The 17,358-nt window shown below is 58.6% G+C and carries 13 protein-coding genes; 9 read left to right on the top strand and 4 right to left on the bottom strand.

Annotation, left to right across the window (positions count from 1 at the left end):
* Positions 1-147 precede the first annotated feature (147 nt).
* Positions 148-525 (top strand): DUF7009 family protein, encoded by a 378-nt coding sequence (locus BLR44_RS22905; protein WP_089686552.1) that lies wholly within the window; start codon positions 148-150, stop codon positions 523-525.
* Between the two features lies 1 nt (position 526).
* On the opposite strand, the gene BLR44_RS22900 is transcribed toward BLR44_RS22905, so the two are convergent.
* The 3 genes from BLR44_RS22900 to cobA form a co-directional block, all read right to left on the bottom strand.
* Positions 527-1,114 (bottom strand): DUF4202 domain-containing protein, encoded by a 588-nt coding sequence (locus BLR44_RS22900; protein WP_089686551.1) that lies wholly within the window; start codon positions 1,112-1,114, stop codon positions 527-529.
* Positions 1,115-1,176: 62 nt separating this feature from the next.
* Positions 1,177-1,779: a hypothetical protein gene (locus BLR44_RS22895; RefSeq protein ID WP_218127158.1), complete on the bottom strand. Its 603-nt coding sequence runs from the start codon at positions 1,777-1,779 to the stop codon at positions 1,177-1,179.
* Positions 1,780-1,883: 104 nt separating this feature from the next.
* Positions 1,884-2,663 (bottom strand): uroporphyrinogen-III C-methyltransferase, encoded by a 780-nt coding sequence (gene cobA, locus BLR44_RS22890; RefSeq protein WP_089686547.1) that lies wholly within the window; start codon positions 2,661-2,663, stop codon positions 1,884-1,886.
* Positions 2,664-2,790: 127 nt separating this feature from the next.
* Between cobA and nirB the strand changes: the two genes are divergently transcribed.
* The 8 genes from nirB to BLR44_RS22850 all read left to right on the top strand — a co-directional run bounded on the left by nirB (position 2,791) and on the right by BLR44_RS22850 (position 16,581).
* On the top strand, positions 2,791-5,289 hold the full coding sequence (nirB, locus tag BLR44_RS22885) for a nitrite reductase large subunit NirB (protein WP_089686545.1): 2,499 nt from the start codon (positions 2,791-2,793) through the stop codon (positions 5,287-5,289).
* An 84-nt stretch (positions 5,290-5,373) separates the two neighbouring features.
* Entirely contained in the window at positions 5,374-5,748 is a 375-nt protein-coding gene (gene nirD, locus BLR44_RS22880) for a nitrite reductase small subunit NirD (protein ID WP_089686543.1), read from the top strand.
* A gap of 144 nt (positions 5,749-5,892) precedes the next feature.
* On the top strand, positions 5,893-7,737 hold the full coding sequence (locus BLR44_RS22875) for a sensor histidine kinase (RefSeq protein ID WP_089686541.1): 1,845 nt from the start codon (positions 5,893-5,895) through the stop codon (positions 7,735-7,737).
* Positions 7,724-8,431: a response regulator transcription factor gene (locus BLR44_RS22870; RefSeq protein WP_089686539.1), complete on the top strand. Its 708-nt coding sequence runs from the start codon at positions 7,724-7,726 to the stop codon at positions 8,429-8,431. Before BLR44_RS22875 ends, BLR44_RS22870 begins: the two co-directional genes overlap by 14 nt.
* 303 nt (positions 8,432-8,734) lie before the next feature.
* The gene (locus BLR44_RS22865) at positions 8,735-10,036 is read left to right on the top strand and encodes an alginate export family protein (protein WP_089686537.1); all 1,302 of its coding nucleotides are present in this window, start codon (positions 8,735-8,737) and stop codon (positions 10,034-10,036) included.
* Between the two features lie 51 nt (positions 10,037-10,087).
* Entirely contained in the window at positions 10,088-11,437 is a 1,350-nt protein-coding gene (locus tag BLR44_RS22860; RefSeq protein WP_176956175.1) for an MFS transporter, read from the top strand.
* 108 nt (positions 11,438-11,545) lie between these two features.
* Positions 11,546-15,091, top strand: a complete 3,546-nt coding sequence (locus BLR44_RS22855; protein WP_089686536.1) for a nitrate reductase — start codon at positions 11,546-11,548, stop codon at positions 15,089-15,091.
* 35 nt (positions 15,092-15,126) lie between these two features.
* Positions 15,127-16,581 carry a rubredoxin gene (locus BLR44_RS22850; protein ID WP_089686939.1) on the top strand — a complete coding sequence of 485 codons (1,455 nt, stop codon included), beginning with the start codon at positions 15,127-15,129 and terminating at the stop codon, positions 16,579-16,581.
* Between the two features lie 81 nt (positions 16,582-16,662).
* On the opposite strand, the gene dcd is transcribed toward BLR44_RS22850, so the two are convergent.
* On the bottom strand, positions 16,663-17,199 hold the full coding sequence (gene dcd, locus BLR44_RS22845) for a dCTP deaminase (protein WP_089686534.1): 537 nt from the start codon (positions 17,197-17,199) through the stop codon (positions 16,663-16,665).
* Positions 17,200-17,358: the final 159 nt, after the last annotated feature.

Here is a 17,358-nt window from a genome sequence, read left to right as displayed (position 1 = left end):
ATCGACACCCACTGGACGATATAGACGTTTCTGCTGGCTGTCTCAAACTGACCTTCAGTTTGCCTCCGGCATCCATTCCAAGCAAGCTGTCCTCCAGAACTGGCTATTTCACTCCATCATTCATCCACGCAATCGTTCAATCACCTTATGAAATTACGGATCAAAGGAAACAGCATTCGGCTCCGGCTGACGCAATCGGAAGTAGATCAGGTGGCGAACGGCGCGACGGTGCGCGAGACGGTGCAGTTCGGACCTACGCGTTTGACCTACGCCCTTGTGCCGGGCACCGTGGCGGAACCGACCGCGGCGTTTGAGGATCATGAACTACGGGTGGAACTGCCGCAGGCTGACGCGACTACCTGGGCCTACTCCGACGAAGTAGGGATTCAGCACCGGCAGGACAACGGGACGGACGAGGCACTTTTTCTTTTGATCGAGAAGGATTTTCAGTGCCTGCACAAGCGACCGCTGGAAGACGAAACCGACCATTTTCCGAATCCGCAGGCTACACCCAAACGCCCGTAGGTTACGCCAGCGCCTTCTGCACCACACGACCCGCTTCTGCGGAGAGGGGCAATTTGAGGGCAGCCTGATGGCCCTTTTCCGACATTTTCTTCCAGGTTTTGGCGATGATCTCGACGACCTTTTCTTCGGGATGCTGCCGCATGAACTCGTCCAGGTAGTAGCGCAGAAACACCAGACAGGCCACATCTTCCAGTGTTTGCGCTTCGGGATCGACCTTGAACTTCCGCTTGTGCAGCAGATCGGTCACCCGCCCGATCTCCTCGGCCGAATAGCCTTCTGCCTCCAGAATGGCTGTAGCCTGTTCGCTGTGAAAATCTTGTAAATCTTTCCGCCAACGCAGGTAACCGGGGCGGTCCATCGGGTACGAGTCGCGGGGCACTTCCCACCGCCGGATGTGCTGACTCCGCACGGCCAGCTGCAGGGCCTCCGACGCCGAGGGCTCCAGCAACGCCAGTGTTTCGCTCATTCGGCGTCCGTACAACCACTCTTTCGGGGCAGATTTTCCTTCGAACGATTCCTGATGCGGATCGGCGGCGTTGGCGGCGTCGATGGCCTCCAGGGTGCGGGCAAGTCGGGTAGTGTCGGTCATGTCACTAACTTAATGCAGAAGCCGCAAAAAAATGCTTCTTCTTCAAAAAAGCCGGTAAAGTCTCATGCCCACCAGCGTACGGCACCATATATCAACAGGCCGAAGCCCAGTAGGAGGAGAACCAACAGAACCACATCTTTCCGGGGAATCGGGCCCCACTCAACGCGAGCCTCCTCTTCAAGCTGCATCATTTGCTCATACCGTCGTCGCTCCGTGTTGTAGTGTTCGTTCAGCGCTTGGGCTCGTCGTTGTAGCCAGAAGTAATGGAGCGGGGTCTGGAACAGAAAAAACAGGATACTCGACCACCCAAATCCGATCAGGAACATCAGTAGCCCTGTCTGCCAGGCTCCAGACAAAAGACTACTTGCTGCGCCGAAGGCAGCGATCGCATAATAGGCTTCGTTGTTTTTACTAACCAGCCGCAAGTACCGCCGTCCCTTCTTGCGCTGCACCGTTACTGTAAGGCGCAAGGTAGGCAGCGCAAACAAGGTGTTCGCCCGGTAACGACGTCCCCATTTTCTTTTTCCTTCCAATCGGTGTTCGGTCTGAGCCAGTCGATACCCTTCGAGTACGAGCCGCATTCGCATCAAATCCAATACCTCTGCATCGGTTAAGGTTTCTGCGCTGAGAGGGCGGCGTACTTTGATGACGAAAGGATAGACCATAGCCACCTCAAGGTACATGAATGCGCCGGTAAAATCCTGATTCCGCGCTCGGCTTGGTACCTCTGCCTCCCGGGAGTTGGTCTCTCCTGACTCCGAACGAAAACTTAGTGTTGGGGCTGGCGAACGATGGTGGGCAACTGCCGGATGATTTCTTCCACTGCCTGTTGAGTAGGCTGTTGCGTGTTGCGCACGACCGGGCCGACGATGATGATGGCCGGTGAGTCCAGTCCCTCCCGCGTCACAATGCCTTCGATGGTGCTGACGTTGCCCACCCCCATTTTCATATCGGGGCGGCTGCCGTTCTGGATGATGGCGACGGGTTCGTGCGGCCCGCGGTGGCGCTTGAATTCGCGGGTGATGAGCGGCAGTTGCTTCATGCCCATCAGGATGACGACCGTTGCCGACGAACGCGCGGCGTGAACCAGATCGTCGGCGAGGGAACCCTGGCGCGTGGTGCCGGTAACCACCCAGAAACTCCGCGCGAGGCCGCGTTCGGTCAGCGGAATGCCGTGCAGTGCGGGAACGGCCAGCGCGCTGCTGATGCCGGGTACGACTTCCACCGTCAGGCCGTGCAGTTCGGCGTAGTCTTTTTCTTCCTGCCCCCGCCCGAACACGAACGGATCGCCCCCTTTCAGGCGCACGACGTGTCCGTACCGACGGGCGTAGTCGACGATCATCTCGTTGATTTCCCGCTGCTGGGCCGAGTGCATTCCCGCCCGTTTGCCGACGAAAATACGTAGTGCCTCCGCCGGCGCGTAGTCGAGGAGCGCTTCCGCAGCCAAGGCGTCGTACAGCACCACATTCGCCGCCCGGAGCGCGCGAATGCCTTTCAGGGTAATCAGTTCGGGATCGCCGGGACCGGCACCTACCAGCGTGAGTTTCATCGGAGGGATCATTTACTTACGTAACAAACCAAAGGTAGAAAAATTTGCTTAATTTTTAAGTATTAATACGTAGTTATCATTTTTATTTCTTTACTTTGCATTCGTTATCACGCTAAACTCTTGCTGTATGAAACGAGTCGTTGTCGTCGGAAATGGAATGGTCGGTTACAAATTCTGCGAAAAATTGCGCAAAAAAGCCAGCCACGAAGCGTTTTCTGTTACCGTATTCGGCGAAGAGTGCCGTCCGGCCTACGACCGTGTACGATTAAGCGCTTGGTTTTCAGGCACTAGTGTTGATGAACTGACACTAGCGCCCGCCCAATGGTATGCCGAAAACCAAGTGGACCTGCGCTGCGGCGAACTGGTGACGCACATCGATCGGGAGCAACGCGTGCTACGTACGCACCGGGGAACCGAAGTTTCGTACGACTACTTAGTACTGGCGACCGGCTCGGCGGCCTTCGTCCCGCCGGTGCCCGGTGTCGAGAAGCGAGGGGTGTTTGTGTACCGCACTATCGAAGACCTGGAAGCCATCAGCGCTTTCGGGAAAGATTGCCGGCGCGCGGCCGTGATGGGCGGTGGCCTCCTCGGCCTCGAAGCCGCCAAAGCCGTGCTCGACATGGGACTGGAGCCGCACGTAGTGGAACTGGCCCCTCGCCTGATGCCCCGGCAACTGGACCAGGCCGGTTCCGATGCGTTGCAATCGCGGCTGGAGGCGCTGGGCATCCACATTCACCTCGGCAAGCAAACCAAAGAAATTACGGGCAACGGCCACCTCGACGCCCTGGTATTCGGCGACGGTACGCAACTGGACGTGGACATGCTGGTGATTTCGGCGGGCATCAAACCGCGCGACGAGCTGGCCCGTCAGTTCGGGTTGGCAGTCGGCCCGCGCGGCGGTGTGGTGGTCGACGACCACATGCGCACCTCCGATTCCCACATCTACGCCATCGGCGAAGTGGCCCTGCACGAAGGCATGATCTACGGTTTGGTGGCCCCCGGCTACGCCATGGCCGAAACGGTGGTAGATCATCTGCTGGGCGAATCGAAACCGTTCCAAAGCACCGACCTGTCGACCAAGCTGAAGCTAATCGGCGTGGACGTCGCCTCGTTCGGCGATGCGTTTGCCGAAACCGAACCCAGCACGCCCATCATCTTCCAGAACGCCCGCGAAGGACTGTACCAGCGCCTGAACCTGTCGGCCGACGGCAAGCGCCTGTTGGGTGGCATTCTGGTCGGCGACGCCGGGGCCTACGGACAATTATCGGCCCTGGCCAAATCGGGGGCGACGCTCCCCCCCCACCCCGAAGATCTGCTGCTCGGCCCCCGCGGCGGCGGCGAAGGTTCGGCCAGCCAAGGCGTGGAAAACCTACCCGATGACGTGACGGTCTGCTCGTGCGAAAACGTGACGAAGGGCATGCTCTGCAGCGCGGTGAAAGACGGCACCGCCCAAAGTGTGGGCGACCTGAAAAAATGCACGAAAGCGGGCACCGGCTGCGGCGGCTGCATGCCGATGGTGACCGACCTCTACCACACCACCCTCGCCTCGATGGGCAAGCGGGTCCGCAAAGTGATCTGCGAACACCTCGACTACACCCGCCAGGAACTGTTCGACCTCATCCATATTAAAGAAATTCGTTCGTACGACGACCTGCTGACACAGTACGGCAAAGGCGACGGCTGCGAGGTGTGCAAACCCGCCGTAGCTTCGATCCTGGCCAGCCTCTGGAACGATCCGATCCTGTTGCAGGACACGATTCAGGACTCGAACGATCGCTACCTGGCCAACATTCAGCGCGGCGGTACGTACTCGGTGGTGCCCCGGATTGCCGGCGGGGAGATTACGCCCGACAAACTGATCGTGATCGGGCAGGTGGCCAAAAAATACGGCCTCTATACCAAAATCACGGGGGGCCAGCGCATCGACCTGTTTGGCGCGCGCCTCGATCAGTTGCCCGACATCTGGGAAGAGTTGATTCACGCCGGATTCGAGAGCGGCCATGCCTACGGCAAATCCCTGCGGACGGTCAAAAGCTGCGTCGGCTCGACGTGGTGCCGCTACGGCCTGCACGATTCCGTGTCGTTCGCCATCGAAATCGAAAATCGTTACAAAGGGCTGCGCTCGCCCCACAAGCTGAAAAGTGCCGTTTCGGGCTGCATCCGCGAGTGCGCCGAAGCGCAGAGCAAAGACTTCGGCATCATCGCCACCGAAAAGGGCTGGAACCTGTTTGTAGGGGGCAACGGCGGCGCCAAACCGCAACACGCGCAGATCCTGGCCCGCGACGTCGACAAGGAAACGTGCATCCGGTACATCGACCGTTTCCTGATGTTCTACATCAAAACGGCCGAACCGCTGATGCGCACCGCCACCTGGCTCAACAAACTGGACGGCGGCCTGGAGTACCTGCGCGACGTGGTGGTAAACGACTGCCTCGGCATTGGCGAGGAGCTGGAACGGATGATGGCCCAGACGCTGGAAGTTTACAAGTGCGAATGGAAAGAGGTCGTCGAAAATCCGGAATTGCGCGCCCGGTTCACCCACTTTGTCAACGCCGACGAGCCCGACCCGACGCTGGCCTACGTACCGATGCGCGACCAGAAAATCCCCGCCAAAGGGGCTTGGTGATCCGTAAGCAAAAAGCTTAAAGGTTACGCTTACCCTATCAAAAGCCCGCTGAGCATTAAGCCTTCCACGTTAAACTCATTAGACATGATCCTGACCGAACACTACCAAACTGTGGCCCTCGAGGACGTGACCGTCTGGTTCAAAGCCGCGCCGGTGTCGGCTTTTCCGGAAAACGGAGGCGCCTGCATCAAATACAAAGGGCTGCAAATCGCCGTTTTCAACTTTACGCGCCGCCAGGAATGGTACGCCACGCAGAACCTCTGTCCGCACAAGCGCGAGATGGTACTGGCCCGCGGGATGATCGGCACGGCCGGCGCGGAACCCAAGGTGGCCTGCCCCTTTCATAAGAATACCTTCTCGCTGAAATCGGGCGAGAACCTGAACGGGTCGCAGTGTGCACTGGCCACGTATCCGGTCAAAATTGAGGACAATTACGTATACGTGGGCTTTCGAGACTAATCCATTGTTGTTAGTAAGGAAGGAGCTGCGCCCCAAAGGGTTGCGTCCTTCCTTTTTTCGTATACGCCCCTCACCTCCCGATCTGTCTTTTCGCTTCCCCATTCTATTTTTACGTAGCTTTGCCGGCTACTTATAAAAGGCGAAATGGCCACTTCAACCCGAAAAAAAAACCATTTCGAGCGGATTGGCTTGATGTACATCCTGGCGCTGTCCGGCATCGCCGGCATCATCGTCATCAGCCAGTTGTACGTGCAGCAATACCTGACGGGCCAGACCCACGACTCTCGGGTGATTAACCTGGCCGGGCGCCAGCGCATGCTGAGCCAGCGCATCAGCAAAGTGGCACTGCAACTGATCACGCCGCCGCCCACACCCCCGCGCGAAGCACTGCAAACGGAACTGGCCCAATCGCTCGACCTGTGGACGCAATCGCACAACGGTCTGTTGGCAGGAGATGCCAGCCTCGACGTGACGGGCGAAAACAGTGCGGTAATCCGGGAGATGTTCGCCACCCTGGCCCCCGACTACGACGCCATGGTGCGTAATGCTACCCAGCTCCTGACGCTTCTACGTGATGACCCGAATGCCCCGGCGACGCAATTGCGCCCTTACGTCGACGCCATCCTACAGCACGAATCGGGCTTTCTGGACAGCATGGACGCCATCGTATTCCAGTACGACGAGGAAGCCCGCGCCAAGGTGCTACTGCTGAAGCGTCTGGAAATCATCTTCCTGGCCATCTCGCTGACGATCATTCTCTTCGAACTGCTGTTCATTTTCCGGCCTACCGCCCGGCAGATCCGCAACACCATCAAAGACTTGATTCAGTCGGAAAAGCTGGCGCATGACATGGCACACCAGATCGGCGTGCTGCACAACTCGCTCGAACAGTCGTATCAGGAACTGGCCGAAGTCAACACCGCCTCGGCGCAACCCATTCCGCTGGCCCACACCGACTTGCAAGGAGATTTTACGGACGTGACGGAGCCGTTCCGGCACCTGATGGAAGGCGACATCCGCGAACGGCACCGCAACCTGTTCGACTGGCTGACCGAAGAAGGGTACGCCCCGGAAAATGTGCACCGCATCCGCCAGCTCAGCAGCGTGGGCGATCCCTGGACGGGCGAAGTGCAGGTGACGTCCGAAAGCGGCGATTTTGTCTGGCTCGACCTCTACGTAGTGCCGCTGTTGCACCGCAACGGCCAGACGCAGCAACTGCTGCTGGTCGGCACCAACCGTACCGACGAGAAAGAGGCCCGGGCGCGGTCGCAGGAAATTACGCGCGAGCGCATCGAAAAGAAATTGAAGGAACAACGCTTCCGCTCCATTCTGATTCTGGAAGGGCAAGAAGAGGAACGGCGACGGCTGGCCCGCGACCTCCACGACGGCATCGGCCAACTGCTGACCGCCCTGCGCTACCGGGTCGAGACCCTGGAAGATCCTCAAAAGAGCCGCTACCTGCCGCATAACGTCCAGGAAGTGAAGCACATCATGAATCAGGTCCTCCAAGAAATCCGGCGCATTTCGTTCAACCTGACGCCCAGTTCGCTCAGCGATTACGGCATTGTGCCGGTTACGAAGAAATACTGTGCGGAAATGAGCCGTCTTTCCGATAAAAACATCGTGTTCGAGAACAAGACCGGCTTTCTGAATCGTTTAGAAAAGAGCGTGGAGACCAATTTGTACCGGATGATTCAGGAGGCGGTGAACAACGCGATTAAGTACGCACAAGCCGACGAGATTCGGGTGGAGTTCAGCCACAACTTCGACGTGCTGAACGTCACGATCAGCGACAATGGCGTGGGGTTCGATCCGCAACAGTCGATCCGGGAGATTCACGACAACGGCACCGGACAAGGTATTTTCAACATGCAGGAACGCGCGCTGTTCATCAACGCCCAGCTCGACATCAACTCGACGCCGGGGCAGGGCACGCGCATCAACATCCACATTCCCATCCACCACAACAAAGTATATGAATCCTATTAATGTCATTTTAGCCGACGACCACAGCCTCGTACGAACGGGCATCCGCTCGCTGCTGGAAAGCGAAGGCGACATCAAAGTAGTGGCCGAAGCGGCCAACGGACAGCAGGCGCTGGAAATGGCCCGCGACTACCGGCCCGACCTTCTGATTGTCGACATCAGGATGCCGGAACTGAACGGCTTGGAGGCGACCCGCCGCCTGCCGGAATACTCACCCCGCACGCGGGTGCTGGTCCTTTCGATGCACGACGACGACGAGTACATTCTGCAATCGGTCGACAACGGCGCCCACGGCTACCTGCTAAAGGGCTCCAGCCGCGAAGAGTTCCTCAAGGCGGTCCGGACGGTCCACAGCGGAGGCAAGTATTTCAGCGGCGACATTTCGCGGGTGTTTGTGAACCGCTACCTGAATCACCGGCAGGACGGTCCGGCCGCGGCCGACACCGCACCGTCGTCACACACCGAGAGCACGCCGAGCGGCAACGACTATACGCTGACGAAACGCGAACGCGAAATTTTGCGGCTGATCACGGAAGGGTTGCCCAACAAGGAAATTGCCGCGCAGTTTGGCAAGAGCGTCCGCACCATCGAAACGCACCGCTTCAACATCATGAAAAAGCTGGAAGTCAGCAACGTTGTAGAACTGTTAAAGAAGATCGAAGAAGAGCCCAGTCTGCAACAAGCCCTGCACGCCTGACGTACCTACTACGTAATTTCCTCACTCACCCGACCCGGCGGTTCTCAGCGAACGGCCGGGTTATTTTTTTGCCTTCTCTCCGCCATAGCTTCCTTTTCGCTACGCTCTTGTGGCAAAAAAGCGGATAACAGCTTCTCCCTCACCTACGTACCCTTTCCGATGCGCAAAAAGATTACTGAAAATATTTTACGTATTAATACGTAATTAAATTTCTTTTCTTACCTTTGTTGCGTAAGGCTTCCCACCCACTTACGTAGATCTTCTCATTCTAACGCTCTCCACTTCTTAACTCTCCTTACGGACATGAAACAGTACTACTTACGCGTGCTCCTCCTCTCCGTACTGTCTTTTGCAGGTACCACAGAGACCTTCGCGCAGTTCACGCTACAGGGGGAAGTTCGCCCCCGGGCCGAATTCCGCAACGGCTTTAAATCCCCGAACACGCTGGCGACCGATCCGGCTTTTTTCGTAGAGCAGCGCTCCCGCCTGTACGCCGGCTACAAAGCCGAGAAAATGGCTTTCCGCCTTACCCTGCAAGACGTCCGCATCTGGGGTGGGGCCAACCAGATTTACAAAAACGACGACCCGGCGCTGTTCAACGTCTACGAAGCCTGGGGCGAGTACTTCTTCACACCGCAGTTTTCGGTACGCGCCGGACGGCAGGCCCTCGACTACGACAACGCCCGCTTTCTGGGCGACCTCGACTGGGCGCAACAGGGTCGCAGTCACGATGCCGCCCTGTTCCTCTACAAAGCGCCTTCGGGCTTTCAGGCCCACTTCGGGGCGGCCTACAACCAGTCGGTAGCGTTTGAGCCCGGCAAGCTATCGGGTACTTACTACGATCTGGCCAACGCCCGTGCCGGTGGCAACTACAAAACCATGCAGTACCTCTGGCTGCACCAGGAAAACGACGTGATGAAAGCATCGCTCCTGGTTCACAACGACGGCCGTCAGACCCTCGATACGTCGGGCGTAAACTTCCGGCAGACCTACGGCCTCTACGCCGAGCGCAAACTGGGGGGCCTCAATTTGACGGGCGAGCTCTATTACCAGGGTGGTAAAAACGCGGGTGGCCAGACCATCAGTGCCTACCTGGCGGCCTTCGACGCGACGTTCAAAACGGCCCTTACGCCCCTCACCGTCGGGGTCGACTACCTCTCGGGTACGGACGCCACCGACACGAAAGACCGCGCGTTTAACCCGCTCTACGGCACAAACCACAAGTTTTACGGCTTTATGGACTACTTCTACGTAGGCAACGGACACCAGAACAAAGGACTGGCCGACTTCTACGTCAAGACCAAATTCAAGCTGGGCAAAAAGGCCGTGCTGTTGGGGCAACTGCATCAGTTCAACGCGGCGGCCACCGTTACCCGCCCGGCGGGCGACGGCTCGCTGGAAGAACTCTCCAGCTCGCTCGGACAAGAAATCGACCTAGTGTTCAACCTGGCCCTGACCGAGGGCGTGTCCCTGCAAGGCGGCTATTCCCAACTCTTCTCCTCGGCTTCGATGGACGCCCTCAAAGGCACCACCAGCGCAGGCGGCAACCAGTGGGCGTGGCTCATGTTCACCATCAAACCCACGCTGTTCAGTTCAGCCCACTAATCACGCATCCCTTTACGAATCCAATTGTCTAACCTTAACCTTGTCAAGGCTATGAAATCGTCTTCCAAAGCCACTTCCATCAACCTTTTCAGCCTGAAAACGCCGCAGATGCGCGCCTTTCACCTGAGCTGGTTCGCCTTCTTCCTCTGTTTTTTCGGCTGGTTCGGTATTGCGCCGCTGATGGCCGTGGTCCGCGACGAACTGGGACTGACCAAAGGACAGATCGGTAACATCATCATCTCGTCGGTTGCCATTACGGTATTTGCACGGCTGGCCATCGGCTGGCTCTGCGACAAGATCGGCCCGCGGATTGCCTACACCTGGCTGCTGGCCCTCGGTTCCATTCCGGTCATTCTGATCGGCCTGAGCAACAGCTACGAGACGTTTCTTTTGTTTCGCCTGGCCATCGGGGCCATCGGGGCATCGTTCGTGATCACGCAGTACCACACGTCGGTGATGTTCGCGCCCAACGTGGTCGGGACGGCCAACGCCACCACTGCCGGCTGGGGGAACCTGGGCGGGGGCGTAACACAGATGGTCATGCCGTTGATTTTCGCCGGTTTCGTCGGCCTGGGCTTCATCGACACCACGGCCTGGCGGCTGGCGATGGTGGTGCCCGGGGTGGCGTTGCTCGTGTGTGCTTTCCTGTACTATCGCTTTACGACCGACCTGCCGCAGGGCAACGTGGCCGACCTGAAGCGGAACGATCCTGAGTTTGCCCTGAAAAGCAAAAACAGCGGCAGCAGCTTCCTGAAAGCCGCCTCGGACTACCGCGTGTGGGCGCTATTTCTGGTCTACGGAGCCTGCTTCGGCGTGGAACTGACGATCAACAACGTAGCGGCCATCTACTACCACGACTACTTTAACCTGGACGTAAAAACCGCCGGTCTGATCGCCGGGTTGTTCGGACTGATGAACCTGTTTGCCCGCTCGCTGGGCGGCGTCTTCGGCGACAAAGCCGGCATCAAATGGGGTCTGAAAGGGCGCGTGGGCTTTCTGGGAGTCGTGATCCTGATCGAAGGTCTGGCCCTGATCCTGTTCTCGAAAATGACGGTGCTGCCCATCGCCATCATCTCCATGATCGTCTTCAGCCTGTTCGTGCAGATGTCGGAAGGCGCTACGTATTCGGTGGTGCCGTTCGTAAACCGCAAAGCCCTGGGAGCCATTTCCGGCATCGTAGGGGCAGGTGGCAACGCCGGCGCGGTGGCCGCAGGTTTTCTGTTCAAGTCCGAGAGCCTGTCGTACCCGGAAGCCCTGACCATTCTGGGCATCTGCGTAGCGGTCACCTCCCTGTTCACCTTGCTGGTGCGCTTCTCGAAAGAAGACGAAGCACGGGCCCGCGAAGAAATGGACGCCCTCCTGGCCGAACAGAAGCCCGTCGAGGCGACCCTCGCTGCCTAATTTGATCAGTTTCCAGCCGGACGGAGCGCACGCGTTCTGTCCGGCTTCTTAACGCGTGATCCACGCGTCTGCTTCCACGCGGACGTTTACCTCTACCCGCTTGTTCTCATGGCCGTACCTCATTCGACTCACACCCATCGTTCTACCTGCTCCTACTGTGGCGTAGGTTGTGGTATTCTGGTACAACAGGATGCCCGGGGCAAACTGCACGTCAAGGGCGATCCGGACCATCCCGTAAACCGGGGCATGCTTTGCTCCAAAGGGATGAACCTGCACTACGTCGTGTCAGATCAGCAAGACCGGATGCTTTATCCGCAACTGCGCGCCAGCCGTCAGCACCCGCTCGAGCGGGTCAGCTGGGACACGGCCCTGACCCGGGCGGCGGCGGTGTTCAAGTCCCTGATCCGGCAGTACGGCCCCGACTCGGTTGGTTTCTACGTGTCGGGGCAATGCCTGACGGAAGAGTATTACCTGGTCAATAAACTGACGAAAGGGTTTCTGGGCACCAACAACATCGACACCAACTCGCGGCTCTGCATGAGCTCGGCCGTGGCGGGCTACGTCAAAGCGCTGGGTGAAGATTCGGTACCGATCAGCTATGAGGACATCGAACTGGCCGATTGCTTCTTCATTGCGGGCGCGAATCCGGCGTGGTGCCACCCCATTTTGTTCCGCCGCATTGAGCAACGGAAAGAACAGCATCCGGCTATGAAAATGATCGTGGTCGATCCGCGCCGGACGCAAACCTGCCAGATGGCCGACCTGCACCTGCAAATCCGGCCGGGTACCGACACGATCGTGTACCAGGCGATCGGCCGGGCGCTGATCGAGAACGGCGACATCGACCTCCACTTCATCCAGCACCACACCGACGGGTTCGAGACGTACCGCGACGAAGTGATGCAGACCACGCTGGAAGAAGCCGCTGCGCACTGCGACGTGCCCGTCGAAGACATCCGCCTAGCGGCCCGCTACATTGCCGAATCGAAAGGATTCATCACCATGTGGGCCATGGGCCTAAACCAGAGTGCGCAGGGTGTGAACAAAAACCTGGCCCTCCTGAACCTCAACCTGATTACGGGCCACATCGGCAAGCCCGGCTCCGGGCCGTTCTCGCTAACCGGCCAGCCCAACGCGATGGGCGGACGCGAAGTCGGGGGCATGTCGAGCCTGCTGGCAGCGCACCGCAACCTGTTGAACCCGGCGCACCGCGACGAAGTGGCGCGCTTCTGGGGCGTTGAGAAGATTTCGGAGAAACCCGGCCTGACGGCCACGCAAATGTTCGATGCCCTGCGCGACGGACGGATGAAGGCCGTCTGGATCGTCTGTACCAATCCGCTGGTCAGCCTTCCCGACGCCCGCCTGGCCGACGAAGCGCTGAAAAATGCCCGCTTTGTGGTGGTGCAGGACATTTCGAACCGTTCCGACACGGCCAAATACGCCGACCTGGTGCTGCCCGCTGCCGGCTGGCTGGAGAAAGAAGGCACCATGACCAACTCGGAGCGGCGCATCACCTACCTGCCCAAGGTGGTCGAGGCGCCCGGCGAAGCCCTGCCCGATGCGGAGATTTTCTGCCGCTTTGCCCGGAAAATGGGCTACTCGGGCTTCGACTTTCCCGATCAGGCGGCCGTGTACGCCGAGCACTGTGCCCTGACCCAAGGCACCAACATCGACATTTCGGGCCTGAGCTACGATGTGCTGAAAACGCAAGGATCGGTTCAATGGCCGGTTCCCTCGCCCGGCCACGGCGGCACGCCCCGGCTGTTTACAGATCGCCAGTTTTATACGCCGAACCAACGCGCTCAGATTTTGCCCAGCGGAGCCCAAAATGCTTCCGAACACGTCTCGCCCGACTTTCCGCTGGTGCTGACCACCGGCCGCGTCCGTGACCAGTGGCACACGATGACCCGCACGGGCAAAGTCCGCAAGCTGGGCCAACATCGCCCGACGCCATTCCTGGAGATTCATCCGGACGACGCCCGCCAACGCGACATCCAGCATGGGGACACGGTTGTGGTCCGCAACCTGCGCGGCGAGGTACGGGTCCATGCGCACATCAGCGGCGACATCAAGCGGGGCGTCGTATTTCTTCCCATGCACTGGGGCAAGATTCTGAACCGAGACTTTGGCCGTGCCAACAACCTGACAAACAACGTGGTCGATCCGGTTTCGAAAGAGCCCGACTTCAAGTTTTCGGCCGTCGAGGTGGAGCGCTACCGGCAGCCCCGCCAGAAGATCGTCATCGTTGGGGCGGGTGCGGCGGCGTACCGTTTCCTGCACACCTACCGCGAACTGAATCAGGAAGACGAACTGCACGTTTTTTCGAAAGAAGAACATCCGTTCTACAACCGGGTGCTCCTCCCCGACTACGTCAACAGCCACCTGCAATGGGAAGATCTGCTGAAGTTCAAGACCCAGGACGAATTTGAAGCCCTGAACGCCACGCTGCACGTAGCCAATCCGATTGTGCGGGTGAACCGCGACCGCAAAACCGTTACCGACTCGTACGGGAAAGAACATGCCTACGACCAGTTGATTCTGGCCACCGGCAGCCGCGCTTTTGTGCCGCCCGATGTCCCGATGCACCTCCCCGGCCTGTTCACCATGCGCAACCGCGACAACGCCGACCGCCTGAAGGCTTACCTGCCCGACAAGGGGCGGGTGCTGATTGTGGGCGGGGGACTGCTGGGGCTGGAACTGGCCGCATCGCTGACCGAAATCGAGGCCGACGTCACCATCGTGCAGCTTTCGTCGCGCCTGATGGAACGGCAGCTCGACACAATGGCCAGCACGCTGCTGCGCGAAAAAGTAGAATCCATGGGCGTCCGCGTGTTGGTGGACGACCAGGTCCAACTGGTGGAAACTCAGGGCGTGGGCCGGCCGATCCACACGCGTCTGAAAAGCGGCAAGCAGCTGGAATGCGACGCCGTGGTGTACGCCATCGGCACCCGCCCGAACATCGAACTGGCGCAGGGCGCGGCCCTTGCCTGCGGACGGGGCGTGAAGGTCAACGACTACCTCCAGACCAGCGACCCGCACATTTTTGCCCTGGGCGAGCTGGCCGAGCACCGCGAGCAACTGAACGGCACTACGGCCGCCGCCGAACAGATGGCCGACAACGCGGCTCGTTTCCTGGCCGGCGATCTGCTGAGCCTCTACGAAGGGTCCGTGCCCATGAACATCCTCAAGTTTTCCAACCTCGATCTGTGCTCCGTCGGGCTACCCGAAATTCCGCACCGCGACCGGGAAGCGTATGAAGAAATCGTGATGCTGGATCGCTCGCAGGGATATTACAAGAAGTGCATCATCCGCGACGACCGGCTGGTCGGGGCCATTCTGATGGGCGACAAAGCCGAGTTTGCGGAGTTCAAGGCGCTGATTGAACAACAGACCGAGCTGGCCGAAAAACGCAACAAACTGCTGCGCGGCGGGGGCGAAAGCCGTCCCGTGCTGGGCAAACTGGTCTGCTCGTGTGGCAACGTCGGCAGGGGCAACCTCGAAGCGGCCGTGGCGGCAGGGTGTACCGAATTCCGAAGCCTGTGCCAGCAGACCGGGGCCGGGCTAGGCTGCGGCAGTTGCAAGCCCGAAGTCAAAAGTATTCTCGACACTCAACTCGCTTCCCGGATTCCGGCCGAAGCGCCCGTTACCGCCTAATGATGGTTCAGACAGAAAATATCTACCTTACGGGTATGACTACTAGTGAGCAACTGGTGCGCGTGTTCGTAAAGGGAGGCATTCTTTCGCCCGGCGATTTCCGCAAAATTCTGGAAGTGGCCCAGCACCTCGGGTTCGATTATTTCCACCTCGGTTCGCGGCAGGACATCCTTTTTCCGGTACCCGACCCGGAAGCCGAAGGCGTAATCGACGCCCTGCGCGACCTACCCCTGGAATACGAACTCAACCAGAAAGTCAACCAGAACATCGTCAGCTCGTACGTCTCGCTCGACGTGATGCCTTCCACCAAGTGGCTGGCGTCGCACATCTACCATTACGTGCTCGACACGTTCGACTACCAGCCCCAGGAGAAAATCAACCTGGTGGACCCGATGCAGAGCATGGTGCCGCTGTTTACCGGCAACATCAACTTCATTGCCTCGCAGTTCGACAACTACTGGTACCTCTACATCCGCTACTCGGAACTCGATCCGCTTCCGTGGTGCGCCCCGGACCTGATCTACGGCTTCGACCTGGCGAAAGTGGCCCGGGCCATTGAGCAACTCAACCCGCGCAGCCGGACGCTTACCGCCCCGGAAATTTACCGTCGGGTGCAGGAGCAGGTGACGTTCAACACCCGCGAGATTCAGGCGCCGCTTACGTTTCCGGAGCCGACGTTCCCCTATTACGAGGGCATGAACCGCACGCAGGAAGGCAAGTACTGGCTGGGCCTGTACTGGCGGAACAACTGCTTTTATGTCGATTTTATGCGGGCGCTGTGCGATTTATGCCTGGAAACCAACGTGGGAAAGCTCAGCCTGACGCCCTGGAAGTCGTTCATTGTCAAGGGCATTGCCGAAAAAGACCGGGTGATCTGGGAGAAACTGCTGGGGAAAAACGGCATCAACGTACGCCACTCGTCCCTGGAACTGAACTGGCATTTGCCGGTGCTTAACCAGGAAGCGCTCGAACTGAAAAAATACTTCGTGCGGATGCTCGACCAGCAGGACATCAGCACGTACGGGCTGACATTCACGGTCAAAACGCAGGCACACAAAATTCTTTTTACCTCGGTGGTGATCGAGAAAAATCCCAAAGCGACACCCGACGATCCCGACGCGTTCAACGTGCTGTACGCGCGAGACTTCAACCCCAATACGTTCGAGTACTTTACCTACGCGCGCCGCGTGTCGAAAGAGATTGTGCCTTCGCTGCTCATCGAACTCAGCAAGCAGTATTATGACCAGCTCGACGCGCACAAAAAAGGGGCAGAAAAAGCCCCCACAGCGCAAAAATCGCTCAACAAGCGCTTCCGCTGTCGCCATTGCCTCAACATCTACGACGAGGCGTACGGCGATGCGCTGAACCACATCGCGCCCGAAACGCCGTTCGCCGACGTACCCGACACGTACCAATGTCCCGTTTGCGGCAGCCCGAAAGCCGATTATGAAGAAGTCCCGGTGAGTCAAGCCTCGCCTGCCAAAGAGTAAGGGTGCTTAAGCAACAACTCCCCTTCTACCCCACAGCGTGGTGAGGCAGAAAGGGAGTTGGATTCCTTAAACTTTCGGCGATCAGGAGTGCTCCACCTTCGGCGCAAACTCCGTGTACATCAGGCTCGGCTGCACGCCGTTGTTGTTGTGGTATTTTTTGCTGTTGTAGGCCGTGTAGGCCCCTTGCAGTTCCGAAAAATAGATTTGGCAGATTTCGACACCGGCGTAAATCCGCACGGGCTTGATGCAGGCAATTTCCAGCGTCCAGTAGCCATTGGCGCCGACGTGGCCCAGGCCCGCCGTGATGTGAATGAAAATGCCCAGCCGACCGACCGACGAGCGGCCTTCCAGCATCGGGACGTAACAATCGGCCCGGGTGGTTTCGATCGTCCGACCGAGGTACAATTCGCCGGGTTGCAGCACCAGCCCCTCTTCCGGAATCTGAATGCGCCGGTACGGATTGGGCTCCTTCATGTCGAGCACCTGATTTTCGTAGACCAGCAGCTCCTGGTGCAGCCGCAGGTTATAGCTGTTGGGATTGAGTTGCGCTTCGTTGAAGGGAGCAATGTGGATCTCCTTTCCCAGCTTCTTCTTAATTTCTTTTCCCGATAGAATCATAGCAAAATGGTTTGGCGTGGACTCGGGTACGGGCGAAGTGCTCCTTCGGCCCCGTGCGGGAGTTCCCTCGCGCTAAAGTGTGATTTTCAGTTGGTTACGAGCACACAAGTTCATACAAGAACGTATCTGCGTAAGAATTAAGCATTTTCCGTGCCGATA

The organism is Catalinimonas alkaloidigena (genome assembly GCF_900100765.1).
Lineage (GTDB): Bacteria > Bacteroidota > Bacteroidia > Cytophagales > Flexibacteraceae > Mooreia > Mooreia alkaloidigena.
This window is presented reverse-complemented; position numbering and strand designations above follow the sequence as displayed.